The organism is Streptomyces sp. NPDC002032 (genome assembly GCF_042890765.1).
Lineage (GTDB): Bacteria > Actinomycetota > Actinomycetes > Streptomycetales > Streptomycetaceae > Streptomyces.
Map to the genome: position 1 here is coordinate 297256 of NZ_JBIASM010000004.1, position 21402 is coordinate 318657.

General features: G+C 73.7%; 21 protein-coding genes. 8 read left to right on the top strand and 13 right to left on the bottom strand.

Going from position 1 to position 21402, the window contains the following annotated elements; all coding sequences use genetic code 11:
* The first annotated feature begins 60 nt into the window (after window positions 1–60).
* Both ACFYYT_RS12965 and ACFYYT_RS12970 read left to right on the top strand, forming a co-directional pair.
* Complete coding sequence (locus tag ACFYYT_RS12965; protein ID WP_351826214.1) at window positions 61–1482, top strand: glycosyltransferase; 1422 nt, start codon at window positions 61–63, stop codon at window positions 1480–1482.
* Entirely contained in the window at window positions 1479–2201 is a 723-nt protein-coding gene (locus ACFYYT_RS12970; RefSeq protein ID WP_351826215.1) for a polysaccharide deacetylase family protein, read from the top strand. The genes ACFYYT_RS12965 and ACFYYT_RS12970 overlap by 4 nt, the downstream gene beginning before the upstream one ends.
* A gap of 36 nt (window positions 2202–2237) precedes the next feature.
* Here ACFYYT_RS12970 and efeU read toward each other — a convergent pair whose 3' ends face one another.
* The 8 genes from efeU to ACFYYT_RS13010 all read right to left on the bottom strand — a co-directional run bounded on the left by efeU (window position 2238) and on the right by ACFYYT_RS13010 (window position 9279).
* On the bottom strand, window positions 2238–3086 hold the full coding sequence (gene efeU / locus ACFYYT_RS12975) for an iron uptake transporter permease EfeU (RefSeq protein WP_351826216.1): 849 nt from the start codon (window positions 3084–3086) through the stop codon (window positions 2238–2240).
* A gap of 163 nt (window positions 3087–3249) precedes the next feature.
* Entirely contained in the window at window positions 3250–4404 is a 1155-nt protein-coding gene (efeO, locus tag ACFYYT_RS12980; protein ID WP_351826217.1) for an iron uptake system protein EfeO, read from the bottom strand.
* 127 nt (window positions 4405–4531) lie between these two features.
* Window positions 4532–5473, bottom strand: a complete 942-nt coding sequence (locus tag ACFYYT_RS12985) for a M56 family metallopeptidase (protein ID WP_351826218.1) — start codon at window positions 5471–5473, stop codon at window positions 4532–4534.
* A complete protein-coding gene (locus ACFYYT_RS12990) occupies window positions 5470–5838 on the bottom strand; it encodes a BlaI/MecI/CopY family transcriptional regulator (protein ID WP_351826219.1) in 369 nt (122 codons plus the stop codon). Before ACFYYT_RS12990 ends, ACFYYT_RS12985 begins: the two co-directional genes overlap by 4 nt.
* A gap of 104 nt (window positions 5839–5942) precedes the next feature.
* Window positions 5943–7304 carry a HAMP domain-containing sensor histidine kinase gene (locus tag ACFYYT_RS12995; protein ID WP_351826220.1) on the bottom strand — a complete coding sequence of 454 codons (1362 nt, stop codon included), beginning with the start codon at window positions 7302–7304 and terminating at the stop codon, window positions 5943–5945.
* Window positions 7301–7963 (bottom strand): response regulator transcription factor, encoded by a 663-nt coding sequence (locus tag ACFYYT_RS13000; RefSeq protein ID WP_351826221.1) that lies wholly within the window; start codon window positions 7961–7963, stop codon window positions 7301–7303. The genes ACFYYT_RS12995 and ACFYYT_RS13000 overlap by 4 nt, the downstream gene beginning before the upstream one ends.
* A gap of 54 nt (window positions 7964–8017) precedes the next feature.
* Window positions 8018–8623, bottom strand: coding sequence for a phosphatase PAP2 family protein (locus ACFYYT_RS13005; protein WP_351826222.1), 606 nt, complete (start codon window positions 8621–8623; stop codon window positions 8018–8020).
* Window positions 8620–9279: a DedA family protein gene (locus tag ACFYYT_RS13010; RefSeq protein WP_351826232.1), complete on the bottom strand. Its 660-nt coding sequence runs from the start codon at window positions 9277–9279 to the stop codon at window positions 8620–8622. Before ACFYYT_RS13010 ends, ACFYYT_RS13005 begins: the two co-directional genes overlap by 4 nt.
* A 285-nt stretch (window positions 9280–9564) precedes the next feature.
* On the opposite strand from ACFYYT_RS13010, the gene ACFYYT_RS13015 reads away from it, so the two are divergent.
* Window positions 9565–10299, top strand: coding sequence for an SDR family oxidoreductase (locus ACFYYT_RS13015; protein ID WP_351826223.1), 735 nt, complete (start codon window positions 9565–9567; stop codon window positions 10297–10299).
* Here ACFYYT_RS13015 and ACFYYT_RS13020 read toward each other — a convergent pair.
* Together ACFYYT_RS13020 and ACFYYT_RS13025 are read right to left on the bottom strand one after the other, a co-directional pair.
* On the bottom strand, window positions 10259–11167 hold the full coding sequence (locus tag ACFYYT_RS13020; protein WP_351826224.1) for an NAD(P)H-binding protein: 909 nt from the start codon (window positions 11165–11167) through the stop codon (window positions 10259–10261). The genes ACFYYT_RS13015 and ACFYYT_RS13020 overlap by 41 nt on opposite strands.
* Window positions 11164–11625 (bottom strand): nuclear transport factor 2 family protein, encoded by a 462-nt coding sequence (locus ACFYYT_RS13025; protein WP_351826225.1) that lies wholly within the window; start codon window positions 11623–11625, stop codon window positions 11164–11166. The genes ACFYYT_RS13020 and ACFYYT_RS13025 overlap by 4 nt, the downstream gene beginning before the upstream one ends.
* Before the next feature lie 95 nt (window positions 11626–11720).
* Between ACFYYT_RS13025 and ACFYYT_RS13030 the strand changes: the two genes are divergently transcribed.
* On the top strand, window positions 11721–12359 hold the full coding sequence (locus ACFYYT_RS13030) for a helix-turn-helix domain-containing protein (protein ID WP_351826226.1): 639 nt from the start codon (window positions 11721–11723) through the stop codon (window positions 12357–12359).
* Here ACFYYT_RS13030 and xdhC read toward each other — a convergent pair.
* From xdhC to ACFYYT_RS13045, 3 genes are read right to left on the bottom strand one after another with little or no spacing between them, the layout of a single operon-like run.
* Entirely contained in the window at window positions 12252–13214 is a 963-nt protein-coding gene (gene xdhC, locus ACFYYT_RS13035) for a xanthine dehydrogenase accessory protein XdhC (protein ID WP_351826233.1), read from the bottom strand. The two genes, ACFYYT_RS13030 and xdhC, sit on opposite strands and share 108 nt — an antisense overlap.
* Before the next feature lies 1 nt (window position 13215).
* Window positions 13216–15615 (bottom strand): xanthine dehydrogenase molybdopterin binding subunit, encoded by a 2400-nt coding sequence (xdhB, locus tag ACFYYT_RS13040; protein ID WP_351826227.1) that lies wholly within the window; start codon window positions 15613–15615, stop codon window positions 13216–13218.
* On the bottom strand, window positions 15612–17105 hold the full coding sequence (locus ACFYYT_RS13045; protein ID WP_351826228.1) for an FAD binding domain-containing protein: 1494 nt from the start codon (window positions 17103–17105) through the stop codon (window positions 15612–15614). Before ACFYYT_RS13045 ends, xdhB begins: the two co-directional genes overlap by 4 nt.
* A gap of 532 nt (window positions 17106–17637) precedes the next feature.
* On the opposite strand from ACFYYT_RS13045, the gene ACFYYT_RS13050 reads away from it, so the two are divergent.
* From ACFYYT_RS13050 to ACFYYT_RS13065, 4 genes are all read left to right on the top strand, one after another.
* On the top strand, window positions 17638–17868 hold the full coding sequence (locus ACFYYT_RS13050; RefSeq protein WP_351826229.1) for a DUF5133 domain-containing protein: 231 nt from the start codon (window positions 17638–17640) through the stop codon (window positions 17866–17868).
* Between the two features lie 59 nt (window positions 17869–17927).
* On the top strand, window positions 17928–19028 hold the full coding sequence (locus tag ACFYYT_RS13055; protein WP_351826230.1) for a glutamate--cysteine ligase: 1101 nt from the start codon (window positions 17928–17930) through the stop codon (window positions 19026–19028).
* A gap of 28 nt (window positions 19029–19056) precedes the next feature.
* Complete coding sequence (locus ACFYYT_RS13060; protein ID WP_362125233.1) at window positions 19057–19368, top strand: hypothetical protein; 312 nt, start codon at window positions 19057–19059, stop codon at window positions 19366–19368.
* Between the two features lie 228 nt (window positions 19369–19596).
* Window positions 19597–21378 carry an N-acetylglutaminylglutamine amidotransferase gene (locus ACFYYT_RS13065; RefSeq protein WP_351828761.1) on the top strand — a complete coding sequence of 594 codons (1782 nt, stop codon included), beginning with the start codon at window positions 19597–19599 and terminating at the stop codon, window positions 21376–21378.
* Window positions 21379–21402 lie beyond the last annotated feature (24 nt).

Below are 21402 nucleotides of genomic sequence, written 5' to 3' on the forward strand. Positions count from 1 at the left end.
GGCCGGCCGGCCACGGGATCCCGGGGCCCGGCCCGGCAACGTCACGAAGAGGAGAACCCCGTGCCCCAGCTCGGCAGGCCGACGGACCGGCGCGCGGCGAAGCCCGGGCTCGTACGTCAACGCTCCAGGACCGACCCGCTGCGGGTCGTCATCGTCTCCGCCTCGGTCGGCGCCGGACACGACGGTGCCGCCGCCGAGCTCTCCCGCCGCCTCACGGCCGACGGGCACACGGTGGACCGGTGGGACCTGCTCGACTTGCTTCCGGCACGGGCCGGAAGGGCCGCCAGCGGCCTCTACCACCGTCTGCTGGAGCATGCCCCGTGGGCCTACCAGCGGATCTACACCGGCACGGAGCACGCCGGGGGAGCCGGCCCCGCCGCTCGGGCCCTGCTGCGTACGGCGCAGGACCGGGTGCTGCGAGCCCTGCCGGCCGACACCGGAGCCGTCGTCTCCACGTACCCGGGGGCCAGCCAGGTGCTCGGCGGCCTGCGGCTGGCGGGCAGACTCACGGTCCCGGCCGTGACCTACCTGACGGACTTCTCCGTCCACCCGCTCTGGGTGGCACGCGGTATCGACCTGCACCTGGCCGTGCACGAGGTGCCGGCCGCGCAGGCGCGTGCCCTCGGTGCGGCCGAGGTCCAGGTGTGCGGACCCGTCACCGATCCGCGGTTCCGTCCGCCGCGCGCCGGCGAACGGGCAGCCGCGCGCGAGCGGTTCGGTCTGTCGCCGGATCTTCGGTACGCGCTGCTGGTAGCGGGTTCCTGGGGTGTGGGGCCGGTGCGCCGGGTCGCCGCCGAGATCCGTGCCTGCGGTGTCGCGGTCCCGGTCGTCGTGTGCGGCCACAACCAGGTCCTGGCACGGCAGCTCACCGCCGACGGCATCGAGCACGTGCACGGCTGGACGGACGACATGCCGCAGCTGATGTGGGCCTGCGACGTGATGGTGCAGAACGCCGGGGGGCTGACCTCGCTGGAGGCGTGCGCGAGCGGCCTCCCCGTGGTGAGCTACCGCTGCATACCCGGCCACGGCGCGGCCAACGCCGCGGCCTTGGACGAGGCCGGGGTCGCGCCCTGGATCCGGGACAGCGCCGGTTTGCCCTCCGCGCTCGACGATCTGATGGACGGTACGGCAGGACGCGGGCACAGGGCCTCGGGCCTCTCGCTGTTCCCGGCCGACCCCGCGCTCGGACCGGCCGCGGCGATCGCCCGCGCCCGCCGCGCCGCCGGCCATCCGGCCGTGTCGGCCCTGAGCCCGGAACGAGGAGCCCCGGGCCGGCCGGGCGCACCCGGCCGCCGTCCCGCCGTCCGCCTCGCCGCGACGTTCGCCGCCGCCACCGCCGTCTGGGCCGGGGCGGTCGGCACCGCCGTCGCCACCGGCCAAGACGCTCCCGTACTCCTGCGGGCCCTGGAGCACCGCATCGACCCGGACGCTCCGGAGTCCGCCCACCCGGCCCTCGTTCCGGCAGCGGAGGACTTCCGGTGACCGGCCTCCGGCTGACCCGGAGCGCCGCGCTCGCCGTCCTTCCCGCTCTGGCGCTGTGCCAGGCCGCTCCGGCCGTTTCCACCATCGGCCCCCTGCGCAACCGCACCATGCCCCGGCTGGCCGGCCGCGGCCGCGCCGACCACGTCGCCCTGACGTTCGACGACGGGCCCGATCCCGTCTCCACCCCGTACTTCCTGCGGCTGCTGGCGGCACGGGAGGTGACGGCGACCTTCTTCCTGCTCGGCCCGGCGGCACTGCGCGTTCCGGGGCTGGTCCGCGAGATGGCGGCGGCCGGACACGAGATCGCCGTACACGGCTGGCTGCACCGTCCGCTCGTGCTGCGCGGCCCCCGCGCCACCCACGACGACCTCGCCCGGGCCCGTGACAGCGTCGCCGCGATCACCGGTGGACCGCCTCGGCTGTTCCGCCCGCCGTACGGGGTGATGACCACCGCCGCGCACATGGCGGCCCGCCGGCTGGGCCTCACACCGGTGCTGTGGACCTGCTGGGGCGAGGACTGGCGGGCCCGCGCCACTCCGCTGAGCGTCTACCGCACCGTCACCAGCGATCTGGAGGGCGGCGGAACCATCCTGCTGCACGATTCCGACTGCACCTCCTCACCCGGTTCCTGGCGCAACACCCTCGGCGCGCTGCCGCGGATACTCGACGCGTGCGAGCGGCGCGAGCTGTCCGTCGGGCCCCTGCGGGAGCACGGCTGAACGGCTCGGCATCCCGTGGGAACCGTCCGCGGCCCTCTACCGAGGTGCGGGCTGCGCAGTTGTGGGCGCCGCCGTGGCCGGCCGCCCGGGGCGCTCCGGGAGGAGGAAGAGGAGCATGACCGGCGCGACGTAGAGCGCCCACACGGCGGTCTGCAGCACGGTGGGGTCGGGCTGGAAGTTGAAGACGCCCTTCAGGAGGGTGCCGTACCAGGAGTCCGGCGGGATGGTGGCGGAGATGTCGAAGGCGAGGCTGTGGAGGCCCGGCAGCAGGTCGGCCTCCTGGAGGTCGTGAATGCCGTACGCCAGGACTCCGGCGGCGACGACGACGAGCATGGCGCCCGTCCAGCGGAAGAACTTGGCCAGGTTGATCTTCAGCGCGCCCTTGTAGAAGAGCCAGCCCAGGAGGACGGAGGTCGCCAGCCCCAGGAGGGCGCCGACGAGCGGGCGGACGCCGTCGCCGGTGGCCTGGACGGCGGTCCAGATGAACAGGGAGGTCTCCAGCCCCTCGCGGCCGACGGCGAAGAAGGAGGTGACGACGAGGGCTCCGGTGCCGATGGCGAGGGCGGCGTCCAGCTTGTCCTGGAGCTCGCTCCTGAGGTGGCGGGCGGTGCGCCGCATCCAGAACACCATCCAGGTGACCAGGGCGACCGAGAGGACGGACAGACCGCCTCCGAGGGCTTCCTTGGCCTGGAAGGTCAGGGTCGAGGAGCCGAACTGCAGGAGGGCCCCGAAGGCGAGGGAAAGCCCGACGGCGATCGCCACGCCGGCCCAGACGGGCCGCAGGCGGTGCTGGTTGCCGGTCTTGACGAGGTAGGCGACCAGGATGCAGACGACGAGGCTCGCCTCGAGTCCCTCGCGCAGTCCGATGAGGTAGTTCCCGAACACGTCGGTTGCCTTTCTGGGTGACGGGACCCGCTGGTGGCCCCGGGGGTGTCGTCCGGAGGGGATCCGGCCGGGCCGCGTACGGGCCCTCGCCGGCCTCCCGGCCGGCCGTCATCCGTTCCGCGCCCGGGTCCGGTCCCTCAACAGCCTTGACGGTGCGGCCGGCTCACTTCGTCACGGCGGCGGCGAGCTTGGACAGGGGCTCGGCAAGCGCGTTCACGCCGTCCGACAGCTCCTTGCGCTCCGGCGCGCCGACCTTGTCGTAGAAGGTGAAGTCGTAGCCGTTCTTGTCGGTGCGGTACTTGTCCAGCAGGGTGTTCAGGGCGGCGAACTGCTTGTCCAGTTCGGTGGCCAGCCGGGGGTCGTTCTTCGCCGCGACCGGCTTGAGCAGGTCGAAGGACTGCTGAGCGCCCTCCACGTTGCCCTTGAAGTCGACGAGGTCGGTGTGCGAGTAGCGCTCCTCCTCACCCGTCACCTTGTTCCTCGACACCTCGTCCAGGAGCTCCTTGGCGCCGTTCGCCATCGAGGTGGGGGTGATCTCGGCCGTGCCGACCCGCTTCACCCAGTCCGCGAGGTCCTTGTCGAGCAGGTCCGCGAGTTCCTTCTCACGGTCGCCGATCCTGCCGTCCTGGAAGAGGGCCTTCTCCAGGCGGTGCCAGCCGGTCCAGTCCTTGGCCGGGTCCTGGCCGGCCTCCAGGCCGTCTTCGCGGACGTCGACCTTGGGGTCGACGTCGCCGAAGGACTCGGCGACCGGCTCGGTGCGCTCCCACCCGATGCGGGAGGTGGCGTACGCCTTCTTCGCGGCCTCCACGTCGCCGGCCCGGACCGCGTCGGTGAACGCCTTGGCCTTGGGCAGGGTCTCGTCGGCCTGGGTCTGCGCGTACTGGCGGAACGCCGCGACGGCACCGTCCAGTTCGGGCGACCGCTTGGCCGTGCCGGCGCCGGTGACCGTGACCTTCTGGCGGATGCCGTCGCCCTTCATGCCGGGCTTGCAGGCGACCTCGTAGACACCGGCCTTGATCTCGGCGGTGATCGAGGTCTTGGTGCCCGGCCCGATGTTCTCGCGCTCGGCGGCGATCCGGTCGTCGGGGTAGAGGACGTAGACCTCGGTCACCTTGCTGCCGCGGTTCTCCACGTCCAGCTTCAGGTGCCCGGCGGGAAAGTCCTTCTTCGAGACCTCGCAGGCGTCGTCCTTCGCGATCACCTGGACCGCTCCGTCCGCGGCCGTGGAGTCGCTCTTCTGCGTGCACCCCGCCAGCGATGCGACGACGGCTATCGCGCTGCCGATGCCGATGAGCACATGGCGGGAACTGGCAGACATGGACGCCTCGATTCACATGGGGGCCGAAACGGCACGGACCTCGTCACGAGCCGTCGCGGAGTCTACATAAATGTAGTCACTCAGGAAAGGCTGCCCTAACCGAAGGTGGCGGGTGGCGGGTGGCGGCTCAGTCGGGAAGGTGTTCGCCCTGCGCCAGTTCCACTCCGCGGTGCAGCCAGAGCGCCCCGCCGAGGGAGGACGCGCCCGCAGCCGTACACAGCAGGGCCATGGCCAGCAGGGCGGGGACGACGCGCCGCACCGGGGCTTCGGCGAGAAGTGCCTTGACCCGCGCGGGCACCGGGCCGGTGGTGCCCCGTGCCGCGGCGGTGGGCACCTGCAAGCCGCTGCGGCGGGATGCCGAGGCGAGCGCTGCCCGCCCGATGGCCCGGGCGGCCGTCCGCCGGTCCCCGCAGGCGCGGGCGGCGGCTTCGTCCGCCGTGCGCTCGGCGGCGAAGGAGACGACGGGAACGACGCCGGCCAGGGCCGGATGGCACCATCCGGCGAGCTGCGCGGCGGACAGGAACAGGTGGTGGCGGCCGGCCAGGTGGGCGCGCTCGTGTCCGAGCAGTGCTTCCCGCTCACCCGGGTCCAGGGCCCGGAGCATGCCTGCGGTCACCACGATCCGGCCTGATCGGCGCATCCAGCCCGGCAGCGCGAAGGCATCGGCCCGCTCGTCGTCGAGTACGCACAGACCCCCGGCCTCGGGCATCCCGGCCACGAGCTCCCGGGCCGCGCGAAGCCGCGCCAGCTCCGCCCTGGCACCTCGGGTCCCGGCGGTCGCGCTCACGGCGAGTGCCCCGCCCGCCAGCATCGAGACGCAGGACACGAGCACTGACGGACCCGCCTGGACGGGCTGAAGCAGATGCGCGAAGGCGGCGACGGCCGGCAGGCGGAGGGCCAGGGGAAGCAGCAGGGTGCCCAGACAGGCGACGACCCCGAGCGCCAAGGTGGCCGTGCCGAGGGTGACCGCCCACAGGGCGATCTCCGGTCGCACCCTCTCGGCGGTGCGCCGTGCGAGGGCCGGCAGGATCCAGGGCAGGAGCAAGGGGGCCACCAGGAGCGTGATCATGGTCGATCCTCTCGCAGAAGGCGGCGCAGTTCGGCCTCGTCGAGGGGATCGAGACCTTCGATGAACCGTGCCAGCACCATGCTCCGGTCGCTGCCTCCGGCGAGTTCGCGGTGCATACGACGGGCGGCGAGGCCGTGCGTGTCCTGCACGGCGAAGTAGACGAAGCCGCGGCCACCGGGTCGACGGCCTACCAGCCCCTTGTCGCACAGCCGCCCCAGGAGCGTCGCCACCGTGGTGCGCGCCAGGTCCTGCGGGATCGCCGCTCTCACCTGCGCGGCGGACTGCGCCGTGCCGGCCGCCCACAGTGCGGCGAGCACGCTGGACTCCAGTTCGCCGGCGGGCCGGCGCTCGCCTTCGTCTGACATGGGTCTCCTTCGAGCTTGACCTTGCGCTTGACCTTGAGCGTGACCGGTGCGAGCCCGGCGTTGACGCGGTCCGACTGCCGTGTCGCGGACGGAGTGGCGGCCGGTCACGCGCCGGGCAGGGTGACCACGAAGCGGGCGCCCTCCCGGTGTGACGCGTCGTGCTGGACGTCGCCGTCGGCGGAGCGGGCCAGGCGCCGCGCCAGCGACAGTCCCAGGCCCGCCCCCGGGTGCCCGTCCCCGGCATCGGCGCGCCGCCCGGGGTGGAACAGCTCGGGGGCGAACGAGTCGGGAACGCCCGGTCCGTCGTCGGTCACCTCGATGCGGACGCCCGCGCCATCGGAACGCGCCGCGACGGTGACACGGGAGTGCGCGTAGCGCAGGGCGTTGTCCACCAGCGGGCTGACCGCTCGTTCCACGATCGCCGCCGGCGCCGCGGCCACAGGGCGTCCCGTCGGTGGTGCGAGCCGGAGGTCCACCGCCGGCGGCCGGGTACTGCGACCGGCCAGGCGGACCAGGACGGCCTGAACGTCGGCCGGGCCGCGGTGGGTCGAGGCCGCGCCCTGGGCTTCGTCCAGGAGGGTGTCGCAGATGGTGCGCATGGACGCCGCCGCATCCTCGATCACCGTGAGGGAGCTCCGCGTCTCCTCCGGGGAACGGGGCCGGGTGCGCCACCAGTCGAGTTCGGCCACGACGCGGGCCAGCGGATTGCGCAGTTCGTGGGACAGCTCCCGGGTCAGCTGCTGTTCGTGGCGCAGTCCGGCCCGGATCTTGTCGAGGAGGACGTCCAGGGACGTTGCCAGTGCGGCGAGTTCGGCGGGACGCCCGCTGGTTCCGAAGCGGTCCTCGCCGCCCTGTGCGCTCCACGCGGCGGCCTGCTCGGTCATGCCCTGTACGGGGCGCAGGGCGCGGCGTACCGCGAGGCGGGTCAGGGCGTAGGTCAGGAGGAGCATGGCCGCGCCCAGGGCCAGGGTGGCGTGCAGGACGGTGTCCGCCGATGTCCGGTAGGGGACGAGGCTGACGGCGGCGACCACCGTCGCGGGGGCGTTTCCGGTGACGGGCAGGGCGCACAGCCGCACGGGATTGCGGTCGACGACGGTGGCGCAGTGCGGCCGTCGGCCGACGGCGAGGGCGTCGGCGGCCCGGGCCACGGGTCCGTCGCCGGCCGCGGCGGGCGGGGCCTCCAGCCGCTCCGTGCCCGCGTAGATCCACACGTCGGAGTCCAGCGCGTCGTCGTTGGGGACTTCCACGACGCGGGCCTTTGGGCCGTTGGTGTCCACGGTCGAGGCGACCGCGGCGGCCCGGGTGCGCAGGTGGTCGTCCGCCCGCTGGTCCAGCTGGTGGCGGACGATGCCGTTGAAGGCGGCGATGAGGACGGCCATCAGCAGGGCCGCGATGGAAACGGCGATCAGCGAGAGCCGGCTGCGCAGGGTCAGCGGACGGCGCCGGGCGGGGGTGTGTGCCGTCATGAGAAGCGGTGTCCGATTCCGCGGCTGGTGGCGATCGTCCGCTCGCTGCCCGCGGTGCGCAGTTTGCGGCGCAGGCGGCTCAGGTACTGGTCGAGGGTGTTCTCGCTGACCTGCGCTCCCTCGGGCCAGCCCGCCCGCAGGAGTTCGCGGCGGGAGAGGAGGGCGCCGCCCGCGGCGAGGAGTGCGGCGAGCAGCCGGAACTCGGTCGGGGTGAGGTCGACGGGGCTGCCGGCGGCGGTGCAGGTGAACCGTGCCGGGTCCAGGACGACGTCGCCCGCCGCCGTCGCGGGGGGCGGGCCGGCCCTCTTGAGGGCGGCTCGGAGTCTGGCCGCGAGCTCGACGAGGTGGAAGGGCTTGGCCAGGTAGTCGTCCCCGCCGGCGGAGAAGCCGGAGAGGCGGTCGGTGAGGTGGTGGTGTGCGGTCAGGAAGATCACCGGTGCGGTGAAGCCCGAGGCGCGCAGGGCCTGGCAGACGTCTCTGCCGTCGGCGTCGGGCAGTCCGACGTCCAGCACGACCGCGTCGAAGCGGTCACGGGCCAGCCGCATCGCGGTCGCGCCGTCGGGCGCGGGCACCGGGTCGAAGCCCTCTTCGCGCAACCCCCTCACGATCACGTTCCGCAGGGGGTGGTCGTCCTCGACCACGAGAACGCGCCGGTCCATCTCACGCCTCCTTGCGGACCCCGGCGGCCGGGCCCCCGGAGGCGAGGGGGCGCCTCACGGGGTGGTCAGCAGCGGGCGCAGGGGGCCCCGGCCGAGCCGGTCGGCCAGCGCGCTCTGCCGCCGCCGGACGACCCGGCCGCAGACGAAGGCCACCAGGGCGCCGACGGCGAGTCCCGCGAGGACGTCGTGAGGGTAGTGCACGCCGACCCACACCCGGGAGGCGGCCATCAGCACGGCCGCCACCACGGCGACGGCGCCCAGGCGACGGGAGACGTACAGCAGCGCGACCGCGGCCGCGCCGGCGATGGCGGCGTGGTTGCTGGGGAAGGACCAGTCGCCGGGGGCGGGGCAGGCTTCCAGCACGGCCACGTGCAGGCTCTGGCAGGGCCGGTCCTCGCGGAAGACGAGCTTGAGCAGGAGATCGACGCCGAACCCCGCGAGTGTGATCAGCGGGACCGCGAGAGCGGTGACGGCCGAGGCGGACCCGGTGCGCCGGGCTCCCCACCACGCCGCGGCCATCAGCACGGCGAACAGGGCCAGGCCGTAGAGGGACCAGGCGGCGATGGCGTCGTTGAGCCAGCCCGGCGTCCGGTGCGCGGCGTCGATGACGTCGACGTACGCGTTGCCGTCGACGCCGGAACCGTTGTTGCCGGGGGTCACTGCGCAGTTCCGTTCTGGTGCTTGCCGCCCCGTCGGGAGCGGAGGATTTCGATCGCCACGGGCAGCAGGGAGATCGCCACGATCAGGCCCACGATCGGCAGGAGGTACGTGTCGACGCTGGGGATCGAGGAGCCGAGGGCGTAACCGGCCAGGACCAGACCCACCGTCCACAGGAGGCCGCCCGCGACCTGCCAGAGCGTGAACACGCGGGCCGGGATGTTCAGCACCCCGGCGAGGGGGTTGAGGACCGTACGCACCACCGGCACGAACCGGGCCAGCACGATCGCCTTGGCGTGTCCGTACTTCTCCAGCAGTTCCTCGGCCCGTGCGGCGCCCTCATGGAGCTTCTTGGAGCGGCTGCGGGCCAGGAGGGCGGGTCCGGCCCGGCGGCCGATGAGGTAGCCGCACTGTGCGCCGGCCAGCGCACCGGCCACGGAGGCGGCCAGCACCGCCGGCAGGGACAGGTTCGCGCTCTTGTCAGCCGTTCCCGCGCACAGCAGGCCTGCGGTGAACAGGAGCGAGTCGCCGGGCAGGAAGAATCCGACCAGCAGGCCGGTCTCGGCGAACATCACCACCGCGATGCCGATCACGCCGAACGTGGCGAGGAGTGAATGGGCATCGAGGACATTCACCGCGAGCGCGGCGGTAGCAGGCATGGCCATGAAGCAGGTCGGCCTCTCTGACTGGTACGGACACGGGGACAGCCCGACGGAGCCCCGCCGACTACAGAAAAGTAGACGGTCTACTGAACTGTAGACGATGGAATGTGTGGAGACGATCAGGTCCGGGCTGGTGGGCCCCCCGGAAGCCGGCGCCCGGGATCACTTCGGCAGCGGACGGCGGCGCGTTGCCAGGGTGTGACGCGTCCTGGCTGGCCCCGTACGGCCCGCGCAGACTCGGCCGTGCGGAGTCGTCCGCATCGAACGAGGAGCGGGACAGGTATGAGGAACGAAGCCAAGGTCGTGGCCGTCACCGGCGCCAGCAGCGGGATCGGGGAGGAGACGGCCCGGCGGCTCGCCGCCGACGGCCACCGGCTGTTGCTGGGCGCGCGGCGCACCGAGCGGCTCGACGCGCTCACCCGGGAGATCGGCGCGGCGGGCGGTACCGCGGCCTTCCGGCGGCTGGACGTCACCGACGCCGCCGATGTGCGGGACTTCGTGGCCGCCGCCCGGGAGCGGTACGGCCGGGTGGACGTGATGGTCAACAACGCCGGGGTGATGCCGCTCTCGCCGCTGGACGCCCTGAGGGTCGACGAGTGGGACCGGATGATCGACGTGAACGTGCGGGGCGTGCTGCACGGGATCGCCGCCGCGCTTCCCGTGATGCGCGCGCAGGGCGCCGGGCACTTCGTGAACGTCGCCTCCGTCGGCGCGTACGAGGTGTCGCCCACCGCGGCCGTCTACTGCGCCACCAAGTTCGCCGTCCGCGCCATCTCCGAGGGGCTGCGCCAGGAGTCGGACGGCTCCGTCCGGGTCACCCTGGTCTCCCCGGGCGTAACCGAGTCCGAACTGGCCGAAGGGATCTCCGATCCCGCCGCGCGGGAGGCCATGAAGGCCTACCGCGCGGTGGCGCTGCCGGCCTCCGCCATCGCCGGGGCCATCGCGTACGCCGTCGCCCAGCCGTCCGGGGTCGACGTCAACGAGATCGTCGTCCGTCCCGCCGCGAGTGCGCGGTGAGCGCGCGGACGGCCGGGCCCGGCGTCGTCCGCAGTTCCCGTTCCGCGACCACCCGGAACGGGTTCGGCGGGCGGCCGGTGAGGCGCTCGACGGTGTCGGTGGTGCGGTCCTCGGCCCCCTCGGCGATGGCGCGGTCCATGGCGGCCAGCAGGGCGGCGAACTCCGCCGGGATCACCGCGGCCAGCCGCTCGCGCAGCTCCTCGCAGGTCAGCCGGTGGTGGACGACGGGGCGCCCGGTGACGTGGGCGACGACGGCGGCGACCTCGTCGTGGCCGAGCGCCTCCGGCCCGGTCAGGACCAGGTCGTCGCCGGGCGCCCGGTCGTCCGTCAGGGCGCGTACGGCGACGGCCGCGATGTCGTCGGCGTCGACGAAGCCCACCCGGCCGGAGCCGGCCGCCGTCCGGATGACCCCTTCCGTGCGGATGCTGTCGGCGTGGGCGTGCGTACCGGTGAAGTTCTGCATGAACCAGGAGGGCCGCAGGACCGCCCACTCGTCGAACAGGCCGGGCAGCGCCCCGTGCACCGCGCCCGCGGCCGGGCCGCCCTCGGGGATGGCCGAGGAGCTGAGCAGCACGGCGCGGCGGACACCGCCGGCGCGGGCCTGCCGGAGGAAGGGCAGCATGACGGCGGCCGGGTCCGGGTCGCCGATCGGCGGGACGAGGTAGACGCGGTCGGCTCCGTCGAGCGCGCCGGTGAAGGTGGTGGGGTCGTACCAGTCGAAGCGGACCGGCCGCGCGCCCGCGAGCGGGGTGGCCCGGCGGCTCGCGGCCCTGACGCGGTGGCCCGCGGCGATCAGCCGCGCGGCGGTCCGGCTGCCGGTGGTGCCGGTGGCGCCGATGACCAGGGTGGCCGCGGTGGTGGGGGTCATCGGGCGCGGCTCCCCGCGAAGTCCGCCCCGGCCGCCTGGACGGCGAGGGGGTTCCAGTAGTCGCGGTAGGAGGTGAAGCGCCCGTCCCGGACGGTCACCACGGCGATGTAGGTCATGTCGAAGGGGCTGTCCGTCGCGACCAGCCGGCCCACGCCGCGCATCTCGACCACGATGGTCCCGGGGTCGGTGCTCTCGTGGATCCGTACGTCGGGGAAGTCGTGCAGGTCGATGTGGTCGGGGTAGTCCCGCATGTAGGCGGCGACGGCCGCCCGGCCGTCCAGGCGTGCGGGCCGGCCCGGGGGAGCGAAGGGGAACTCCATGACGCCGTCGTCGGCCCACAGGCCGACCCAGCCGGGAACGTCCTTGGCCAGGAGCAGCCGCAGGCCGTGGCGGAACACCTGCGCGGCCGGGCCGGCGGGCGTGGGGGAAGGGGCGGGGGCAGGGGGGATCGAGGGCATGGGGAACTCCGTCCCGTAGGATACGGACCGGTGGTCCGCTTCTTCCGTGTGGACGATACGGACCGCCGGTCCGCATCGCAACCGGAGGTTCCCCGATGACCGAACGCAGCCCGCGCAAGGACGCGGCCCGCAACCGGGCCGCCGTCTTCGCCGCCGCCGACGACCTCTTCGCCCACTGCCGCAGCCCCGAGGACGTGACGATGGCCGACATCGCGGCGGCGGCCGGCGTCGGCAAGGGGACGCTCTTCCGGGCGTTCGGGGACCGCACCGCACTGATCGGCGCCCTGTACGCGGCGCGGCTCGAACCGCTGGCGAACGCCGTCGAGGACGGTGCGCCGCCGCTGGGGCCCGGTACCCCGCCGCTGCTGCGCGTGCCCGCCCTGCTGGACGCCGTCCTGTGCTTCAAGCTGGACAACCGCCACCTCGCCCTGGCCCTGGAGGGGACCGGCGCGGACAGTCCTTACCGGACCGCGCACTACGAGCGGTGGCACACCCTGTTCCGGGACCTGCTGGAAGAGGTCCCCGGCGCGGCGGACGCCGGCTTCACCGCCCACGCCCTGCTCGCCGCCACCCGGGCCGACCTCGTCGCCCACCTGGCGGGCGACAAGGGCGTGCCCCGCGAGGAACTACGCGCGCAGCTGGCGGAGTTCACCGCCGGGGTCCTCGACGCCCGGACCCGTACCCCCGCCCCTGCCCGTACCCGTACCGACCGCGGAGCGGGCGGCGAACGCTGACGCCGGCGGCGCCTCGGCGGCCGCGACCGTGTCCGGCACGGCGGCCCACAGGCGGTCCTGCTCGAAGGTCCGGAGCAGGTCCGCCGCGACGCTCACCGCGATCGTGGCGGGCTCCTTGCCGGTGATCCCGGTCATGCCGATCGGGGTCTTGATCCGGTCGATGGCGGCGGCGTCGTGCCCGCCCTCGGCGGCCAGGCGCTGCCGGAACCGCGCCCACTTCGCGGACGATCCGATCAGCCCGATCGAGCCGAGACCGGGCGTGCGCAGGGCGGCGTCGCACAGCGCGGCGTCCTCGGCGTGATCGTGGGTCATGATCAGGACGTGGGTGCCGGGCGGCAGTTCCGCGAGCACCTCCTCCGGGAGCAGCGGGGTGTGGTGCGTGTGGATCTGCGCCACCGAGTCCGCGAGCACCCCGAGCCGCTCGCCGGTGAGCATGTCGGGGCGGGTGTCGATCAGATGCAGGTCGAGATGGTGGCGGGCCAGGATGCGGGCCAGCTCCAGTCCGACGTGCCCGACGCCGAAGACCGCCACCGCCTCGACCACCGGCAGCGGTTCGAGCAGTACGGTGACGGCTCCGCCGCAGCACTGCACGCCGTGCGGGCCGGTGACCTTGTCGTTGAGGGCGAACTCCATCATCTCCGGCTCCGGATCGGCCGTGCCGTTCAGCTCGCGCGCCCGGTCGATGGCGACGGCCTCGATGTTGCCGCCGCCGATCGACCCCCAGGTGTCGCTCCGGCCCACGACGAGCTTGGCTCCGGCCCGCCGGGGCGCGTGGCCGCGCACGGACGCGACGGTCACGAGCACGCCGGGTTCCCGGCGCGCCCGCAACCGCGCGACCGCGGCCACCCAGCTCATGTCAGGCATGACTCAAAGCGCTCGCGTCGGCCGGGACGGCACTGCCGCCGGACGGGTGGACGCCCTCCCGCGCGCCGCCGCCGCGGGCCGACTCGATCGCCCAGTACACCGCCTCGGGCGTCGCGGGCGAGGCGAGTTCCACGCTGGCCCCGGCGGGCCCGAACGCGGCGGCCGCCTGCCGCAGTGCCTCCCGTACCGAGAAGGCCAGCATCAGCGGGGGCTCGCCCACCGCCTTGGAGCCGTAGACCGCGCCCTCCTCGGTGGCGTTCTCCAGCAGCCTGACGTTGAACTCCTCGGGCATCTCCGAGAAGCTCGGCAGCTTGTACGTGCTCGCCGCCTGGGTCAGCAGCCGGCCGCGGCCGGGTCCCTCGCCCGCGTCCCACCGCAGGTCCTCCAGCGTCAGCCAGCCCGCGCCCTGCACGAAACCGCCCTCGACCTGACCGATGTCGATCAGCGGGGAGAGGCTGTCGCCGACGTCGTGCACGATGTCCACCCGCCGGATCCGGTACGCGCCGGTGAAGCCGTCCACCTCCACCTCGGCCGCGGCGGCCCCGTACGAGAAGTACTTGAACGGGGAGCCCTGGAAGGCGTTCGCGTCCCAGTGCAGGCCCTCGGTCCGGTAGAAACCCGCCGCCGACAGCTGGACCCGCTGGAAGTACGCGGTGCGCACCAGGTCGTCCCAGGGCAGTTCCCGGTCGCTGCCGAGGACGCGCGCCACGCCCTCGACGATGCGCACGTCCGAGGCGTTCGCGCCGAGCTGGGTGCCGGCCACGCGCAGCAGCCGCTCGCGGATCTGCTCGCAGGCGTTCTTGACCGCCGCGCCGTTGAGGTCCGCCCCGGCGCTGGCCGCGGTGGCCGAGGTGTTGGGCACCTTGTCCGTGCGCGTCGGGGCCAGCCGCACCTTGTGCAGCCCGATGCCCAGCGTGGTCGCCGCCACCTGGAGCATCTTCGTGTGCAGCCCCTGCCCCATCTCGGTGCCGCCGTGGTTGATCAGGACCGAGCCGTCCTTGTAGACCAGCACCAGCGCGCCGGCCTGGTTGAAGGCGGTGAGGTTGAAGGAGATGCCGAACTTGATCCCGGTGAGCGCCAGTCCCCGCTTGGTGTGCGGGTGCGCGGCGTTGAAGGCCTCGATCCCGCGCCGGCGCTCGGCGATGGCGGCGTCCTCCTGGACCTGCCGCCAGACGACCGAGATGCGCTCGGCGTGCGGGACCGGCTGCCCGTACGGCGTCGACTGGCCCTGCCGGTAGAAGTTGCGCTCGCGCAGTTCCATCGGGTCCAGGCCCAGCAGCGGCGCGCACCGGCCCATGATGTCCTCGATCACGAGCATGCCCTGCGGTCCGCCGAAGCCGCGGAAGGCGGTGTTGGAGACCTTGTGGGTCTGGGCGATGCGGCCGGCGATACGGGCGTTGGGGATCCAGTACGTGTTGTCGATGTGGCACAGGGCGCGGGCCACCACGGGCTCGGACAGGTCCAGGCTCCAGCCGCCGTCGGCGGTCAAGGTGGCGTCCAGGGCCTGGATGCGGCCCTCGGCGTCGAAGCCGATCTTCCACGCGGCGTGGAACCCGTGGCGCTTGCCGGACATGGTCAGGTCCTGGGTCCGGTTGAGCCGTACCCGGACCGGACGGCCCGTCAGCCTGGCGCCGAGCGCGGCGATGGCCGCGAAGCCGTGCGGCTGCATCTCCTTGCCGCCGAAGCCGCCGCCCATCCGCAGGCACTGCACGGTCACCTCGTGGCTGTGCAGGCCGAGGACGTGCGCGACGATCTCCTGGGTCTCCGAGGGGTGTTGGGTGCTGCTCTGGACGAACATCTGCCCGTTCTCGTCCACGTGGGCCAGCGCCGCGTGCGTTTCCAAGTAGAAGTGTTCCTGGTCGGAGAACTGGAACTCGCCGCTGAACACGTGGGCGGAGTCCGCGAACCCGGCGTCGACGTCACCGGTCAGCATCAGGGGGCGGGCGCCGTGGAAGCTCCCGGCCGCCATCGCTTCCCGCAGCGTGATCAGCGAGGGCTGCTCGTCGAGTTCCACCTCGACGGCCGCGGCGCCGAGCCGGGCCGCCTCCAGGGTCTCGCCGAGCACCCAGGCGACCGCGTGGCCGTGGAACATGACCGTGTCGGGGAACAGCGGCTCGTCGTGCTTCATCCCGGCGTCGTTGACACCGGGCACGTCGGCGCCGGTCAGGACGCGGACCACACCCGGCACCGCGAGCGCGGGCGCGGTGCGCAGCGCCGTGATCGTGCCGTGGGCCTTCATGACCTGGACCGGGTAGGCGTGCAGGACGTCCCTGGTGCGGTGGATCAGGTCGTCGGTGTAGAGCGCGGCGCCGGTGACGTGCAGGGCGGCGCTCTCGTGCGGCATCGACCGGCCGACGACGGGCTTCTCGGGACGTTCGGACAGATGACTCATGACGACACCGCCTCGGTGGTTCGCGCGTACAGCTTGAGCAGGCTCTGGCCGAGCATCGCGGAGCGGTAGCCGGCGCTGGCGCGGTGATCGTCCATCGGGGTGCCCTCGGACCGCAGCACCCGGGCCGCGGCCTCGACGGTCCCCGCCGTCCACGGCCGGCCCTCCAGGGCCGCCTCGGTGGCGAGGGCCCGGATCGGGGTGGCGGCCACGCCGCCCAGACCGATGCGCGCCTTGCGCACGATCCCGTCCTCGATGTCGAGCGCGAAGGCGACCGCGACGCTGGAGATGTCGTCGAAGCGCCGTTTGGCGATCTTGTGGAAGGCCGTGACCGGTGCGAGCGGCAGCGGCACGCGCACCGCGCGGATCAGCTCGCCGGGGCGGCGCACGCTCTGCCGGTAGCCGGTGAAGTAGCCGGACAGCGGGACCTCGCGCTCACCGTCGGCGCCGGCCAGGACGACCGAGGCCTCCAGCGCGAGCAGCACCGGCGGGCTGTCACCGATGGGGGAGCCGGTGCCCAGGTTCCCGCCGAGGGTCGCACTGTTGCGGATGAGCCGGGACGCGAACTGCGGGAACAGCTCGGCCAGCAGCGGGACACGGCCGTCGAGGCGGCGTTCGATCTCCGTGAGCGTCTGGGCCGCCCCGATCTCGATGTGGTCGGACGCCACGCGCAGTTCCCGCAGTTCGGGAAGACGGTCGACGGCCACCACGCAACCGGCCCGGCGGGAGCGGATGTTGACCTCCACGCCCCAGTCGGTGCTGCCCGCGACGACCACCGCGTCGGGCCGTTCGCGCAGCAGCCGCAGCGCATCGGCCAGGCCGGCCGGCCGCAGGAAGGTGGCGTCGTCCACGGCGTACGCGGTGACGGCCGGTGCGGGCGGGGACTGCTCGCGGCGCCGCGCCAGGGGGTCGTCCTCGGCGGGACTGCCGACGGCGAACGCGGCGTCGCGGATGGGGCGGTAGCCGGTGCAGCGGCACAGGTTCCCGCTCAGCGCGTGCAGGTCGAACCCGTTCGGACCGTGCTCGGCGTCGGCGCCGGGGCCGCTGTCGGACTCGGTGTCGGTCCCGGCGCCCGCGGCGGGGTGCGCGCAGCGGTCGGGCCGGTAGTACTCGGAGGCCATGCTGCAGACGAACCCCGGTGTGCAGTAACCGCATTGGGAGCCGCCGCGCACGGCCATCTCCTCCTGTACGGGGTGCAGGGCGGGCGGCGTACCGGGTTCGCCGACGGTGGCGAGGCCCTCGGAGGTGATGACCTCCTGGCCGTCGAGCGCCGCGACCGGGACCAGACAGGCGTTGACGGCCACCCAGTCGGTGGGCTTGTTCACCCCGGGCCGGGCCACCAGCACCGAGCAGGCTCCGCATTCACCCTCGGCGCAGCCCTCCTTGGTGCCGGTGAGGCCGCGCTCGCGCAGGAAGTCCAGTACGGAGGTGTGCGGTGGGGCCGGTGAGATCGGAGTTTCTTTCCCGTTGACCGTGATCCGCGCCGCTACCATGGCAGGCCCTCGTTCCGGCGCGTGGTCGATCTGACAGTCGTAGTCGCCATCTCAGGTCTTTCTCTTTCAGTGGCGCGGCGCGATGACGCGCGGCGCAGCACAGCGGCACACGGAAACGTGCCGTGAACGGTGACGAAGAGGGGGGAAGGTACCGGGGCCGCGAGCGGGCACGCCGGGAAAAGGGGGCTGCTCAGCAGCCGTGTGCGACACGACCGGGAGCCCAGGCGATCTGGTGCGCGGAGCGAAGTATTTCGGAGATGGTCGACATCCGGCTTCGCCCCCCTTCCAGTTGCTCCCGAGTCGGTCCGGTCGAAACTACGTTGCCGCGGGTTCACCGGTCAAGCGTTCGTCGGTCGATTCCACGAAGGCGGCCCGCGCTTCGGGGGTTCCTCTCGTACGCGCATCCATGCGCGCATCCGGCGGATGGCACCACGAGGACCGCCGGGGCGGGATGCAGGGGATTCAACGGTGATCGGCGGGGTACGGGACGGGCCTGATCGTTTCGCTGGTCGCTGGAGAAAGGCTCCCACCCATGCTGATGGCGCACCCGGCCGTGCTCCCCGGTCTCGTCGACCGCTACTGGGCGCTGTCCGTACTCGATGCCGCGGACGAGGGCTCGCCCGTGCGCCAGGAGATCGAGGCCGTGGAACGGGCCCTGTGCGTGGCCACCGGCACGACGGACGTGCACGCCGCCCTGATCGCCGCCCGCCACCAGCTGCCGGGGTCGGGCGCCCTCGACGATTCCGTCCTCGCCCCCGGCTGAGGGGAATCCGTCCGCCCGGCCGCAGGGGTGATCATGGAGTCGCCGGGTAGCCGCCTTCCGTGATCACCCTGGGAGTGGAAGAAGAGTATCTGCTGGTCGACCCGGTCTCGGGCCTGCCGCTGCCGCTCGTGGAGGACGTACGGCGCACGGCCGGTCTCGGGCCCCTGGCCGGGCAGGACGAGGTCCAGGACGAGCTGCTCCAGGCGCAGATCGAGGTGGCCACCCCGGTGTGCTGGACGCTCGACGAGGTCGGCGGCCATCTCCTCCGGCTGCGCCACGCCCTGGCCTCGGCGGCCGAGGCCAACGGCTGCCGCATCGCGGCGACCGGTGCCGCGCCCCTGCGCGGCGCCGTGCCCGTCCCGGTCACCCGTACGCCCCGGTACCTGCGGATGGAGGGCGCGGCCCGGCAGCTGGTCGACGAGCAGCTGATCTGCGGGATGCACGTGCACGTGGGCGTCCCCGACGCGGAGACGGGCGTGGCGGTGCTGAACCGGATGCGGCCGTGGCTGCCTGCGCTGCTGGCCATGTCCGTGAACTCGCCCCTCTGGGACGGCCGCGACACCGGCTTCGCGAGCTGGCGCACCATCGTCTTCGGACGGTGGCCCGTCAGCGGGCCGCCGCCCCACTTCGACGGCCCCGCCGACTACGAACGCCGGCTGACAGCGCTGGTGGACTCCGGAGTCATCGGCGACCGCGCCCAGGTGTACTGGCAGGCCAGGCTGTCCGACCGCTACCCGACGGTCGAGCTCCGCTGCCTGGACGTACAGCTGCGGGCCGAGGACGCCGTGATGCTCGCCGGTGTCGTCCGCGCGCTCGTCGCCACGGCGATCGCCGAGGAGAAGGCGGGCCTGCCCCCCGTCCCGCCGGCCGCGTCCGAGTCGGCGCAGGCGGGGAACTGGCACGCGGCCCGGTACGGTCTCGACTCCGCCCTGCTCGATCCGCAGGGCCGGGCCCGCGGCGGTGGCGACGTCCTGAACTCGTTGCTCGGCCACCTCACGCCCGTGCTGGAGGAGGCCGGCGACCTCCGCCAGGTGGAAGCCCTGGTGCACCGGCTGCGACGGGAGGGAACCCCCGCCGACCGGCAGCGCCGCGCCCTGGCGGACGGCGGGCTGCCGGCGCTGCTCGGCCTGGTCACCGGCGCGGCCGATGCGCAGGGTTGAGCGGGCCGGGCGCGGGCAGCCGCAGGCGGTGACCACGAAACCCGGGCCGCCGCTCACCCCCGACGGGCACCACGTCGTCATCGGCGGCCGCCGCTGGCGCGCCACGGACCCGGCCGTCCCGGCCGATGCCGGGGCCCGGCTGCGCGTCCACCTGATGGCGGCCCGGCGGGCGGTCGGCGCCGCCCGCCGGGCCGACGACCCGCAGGCCGAGCGCGCGGCCCGGGACCGGGTGCAGACGGCCAAGGTGGCGCTGGGGGAGCGCGGCGTCCCGTGGTGGGAACAGAGCGCGGCGGAGCGCCGCACCCGCTGGCAGCAAGGCCTGGCCGCCCTGGACGCGTAAAGGCGGGGGCGGTCGGGGGCGGGGTCGGTTGATGTGGCGTGGGGCGGGCAGGCGCCCCGCATGTCGACCGCCCGGTGGCCCGGCCCGCGTAGTGCGGGCCGGTCGGGCGTAGGAGTGAAAGAGCATGAGGTACCTGGCAGAGCCCTCCCCGACTCCTCGGACGGTGACGACCGGGCCCGGGCGGCGACGCCCCCGCCCGGGCGCCGCACGACCCCGGGCAGGTGCGCCGTGTGCGGCCTGAGCGGGGAGGTGCGGTGGGACGGGCGGCGCCCCGACCTGGCCGCAGTCGAACGCATGACCGACGCGATGGAGCCGCGGGGGCCCGACGGCAGGGGCGCGTGGTCCCAGGGAGCCGTGGCCCTCGGCCACCGCCGCCTGAAGGTCATCGACCTCTCCGAGCGCGGCGCCCAGCCCATGACCGATGCCCGGCTGGGCCTCACGGCCGTCTTCAACGGCTGCGTCTACAACCACCGTGAGCTGCGCGCCCGCCTGGAGGGGTACGGGCACCAGTTCTTCTCCGACTCCGACACCGAGGTCGTCGTCAAGGCGTACGGCCAGTGGGGCCCGGACTGCGTCGAGTTCCTGACCGGCATGTTCGCCTTCGCGGTGGTCGAGCACCACACGGGCCGCGTCGTCCTGGTGCGCGACCGGCTGGGCATCAAACCCCTCTACGTCACCCAGGACGAGGACCGGCTCCGGTTCGCCTCCACCCTGCCCGCCCTGCTGGCGGGCGGCGGGGTCGACACCTCCCTCGACCCGGTGGCGCTGCACCAGTACCTGAGCTGGCACGGCACGGTCCCCGCGCCCCGCACCGTGCTGAACGGCGTGCGCAAGGTACCGCCCGCCACCGTACGCGTCGTCGAACAGGACGGCACCCAGCACGACCACCGCTACTGGCAGCCCGCCTACACCCGCCACTCCGCCCTCGGCGAGGACCCGGAGCTGTGGCGGGAGGCGGTGCACGACGCCGTGCGCACCGCGGTACGGCGGCGCACCGTCGCGGACGTGCCCGTGGGCGTCCTGCTGTCGGGCGGGCTGGACTCCAGCCTGATCGTGGCCCTGCTCGCCGAGGAGGGGCGGGAGGACCTCGCGACCTTCGCCATGGGCTTCGAGGCGGAGAACGGCGAGGCGGGCGACGAGTTCCACTACTCCGACCTGGTCGCACGCCGGTACGGGACCGACCACCACCAGTTCCTGATCCCCTCCGACCGGCTGCCCGCCGCGCTGGAGGACGCGATCGGCGCCATGAGCGAGCCGATGGTCAGCCACGACGCCGTGGCCTTCCACATGCTGGCGGAGCAGGTCGCCAAGGAGGTCAAGGTGGTGCTGTGCGGCCAGGGCGCGGACGAGGTGTTCGCGGGCTACCACTGGTACCCGCCGATCGCCGCCGCCGACCGCCCCGACGCGGCCGCCGCCTACGCGGACGCCTACTTCGACCGGACGCACCACGAGCTCACCGCGCTCCTGCACCCGGACCTCGCCCCCGCCCACGACGCCTCGACGGAGTTCGTGCGCGCCCACATGGCCGCGCCGGGAGCGCAGACGGCCCTCGACGCCGCCCTGCGCATGGACGTCCACGCCCTCATGCCGGACGACCCGGTCAAGCGCGTCGACAACATGACGATGGCCTGGGGCCTGGAGGCCCGGGTGCCGTTCCTGGACCACGAACTCGTCGAGCTCGCGGCCGCCTGCCCCCCGGAGCTCAAGCTCGCGCAGGGCGGCAAGGCCGTGCTCAAGGACGTCGGCCGGACGGTCCTTCCCAGGGAGATCGTCGACCGTCCGAAGGGCTACTTCCCGGTGCCGGCGGTCCGGCACATGGCGGCGCCCGTACTGGCCCGCGTACGGGAGGCGCTGACCGCCCCGGAAGCCCGCCGTCGCGCCACCTTCGACCCCGGCCGGGTGGCGGAGCTGCTCTCGGCGCCCGACCGGCACCGGACGAAACGCGGGGCCAATGCCCTGTGGCAGGTGGCGACCCTGGAAATCTGGCTCCAGGCCCACGGCATCGGCTGAGCCCCCGACGACCCGTACCCCCAC

Coding starts and splice junctions, on each gene's coding strand:
- efeO (WP_351826217.1), bottom strand. CDS start 4,404: ATGTCTGCCAGTTCCCGCCATGTGCTCATCGGCATCGGCAGCGCGATA.
- ACFYYT_RS12985 (WP_351826218.1), bottom strand. CDS start 5,473: ATGATCACGCTCCTGGTGGCCCCCTTGCTCCTGCCCTGGATCCTGCCG.
- ACFYYT_RS12990 (WP_351826219.1), bottom strand. CDS start 5,838: ATGTCAGACGAAGGCGAGCGCCGGCCCGCCGGCGAACTGGAGTCCAGC.
- ACFYYT_RS12995 (WP_351826220.1), bottom strand. CDS start 7,304: ATGACGGCACACACCCCCGCCCGGCGCCGTCCGCTGACCCTGCGCAGC.
- ACFYYT_RS13000 (WP_351826221.1), bottom strand. CDS start 7,963: ATGGACCGGCGCGTTCTCGTGGTCGAGGACGACCACCCCCTGCGGAAC.
- ACFYYT_RS13010 (WP_351826232.1), bottom strand. CDS start 9,279: ATGCCTGCTACCGCCGCGCTCGCGGTGAATGTCCTCGATGCCCATTCA.
- ACFYYT_RS13015 (WP_351826223.1), top strand. CDS start 9,565: ATGAGGAACGAAGCCAAGGTCGTGGCCGTCACCGGCGCCAGCAGCGGG.
- ACFYYT_RS13020 (WP_351826224.1), bottom strand. CDS start 11,167: ATGACCCCCACCACCGCGGCCACCCTGGTCATCGGCGCCACCGGCACC.
- ACFYYT_RS13025 (WP_351826225.1), bottom strand. CDS start 11,625: ATGCCCTCGATCCCCCCTGCCCCCGCCCCTTCCCCCACGCCCGCCGGC.
- ACFYYT_RS13030 (WP_351826226.1), top strand. CDS start 11,721: ATGACCGAACGCAGCCCGCGCAAGGACGCGGCCCGCAACCGGGCCGCC.
- xdhC (WP_351826233.1), bottom strand. CDS start 13,214: ATGAGCTGGGTGGCCGCGGTCGCGCGGTTGCGGGCGCGCCGGGAACCC.
- xdhB (WP_351826227.1), bottom strand. CDS start 15,615: ATGAGTCATCTGTCCGAACGTCCCGAGAAGCCCGTCGTCGGCCGGTCG.
- ACFYYT_RS13045 (WP_351826228.1), bottom strand. CDS start 17,105: ATGGTAGCGGCGCGGATCACGGTCAACGGGAAAGAAACTCCGATCTCA.
- ACFYYT_RS13050 (WP_351826229.1), top strand. CDS start 17,638: ATGCTGATGGCGCACCCGGCCGTGCTCCCCGGTCTCGTCGACCGCTAC.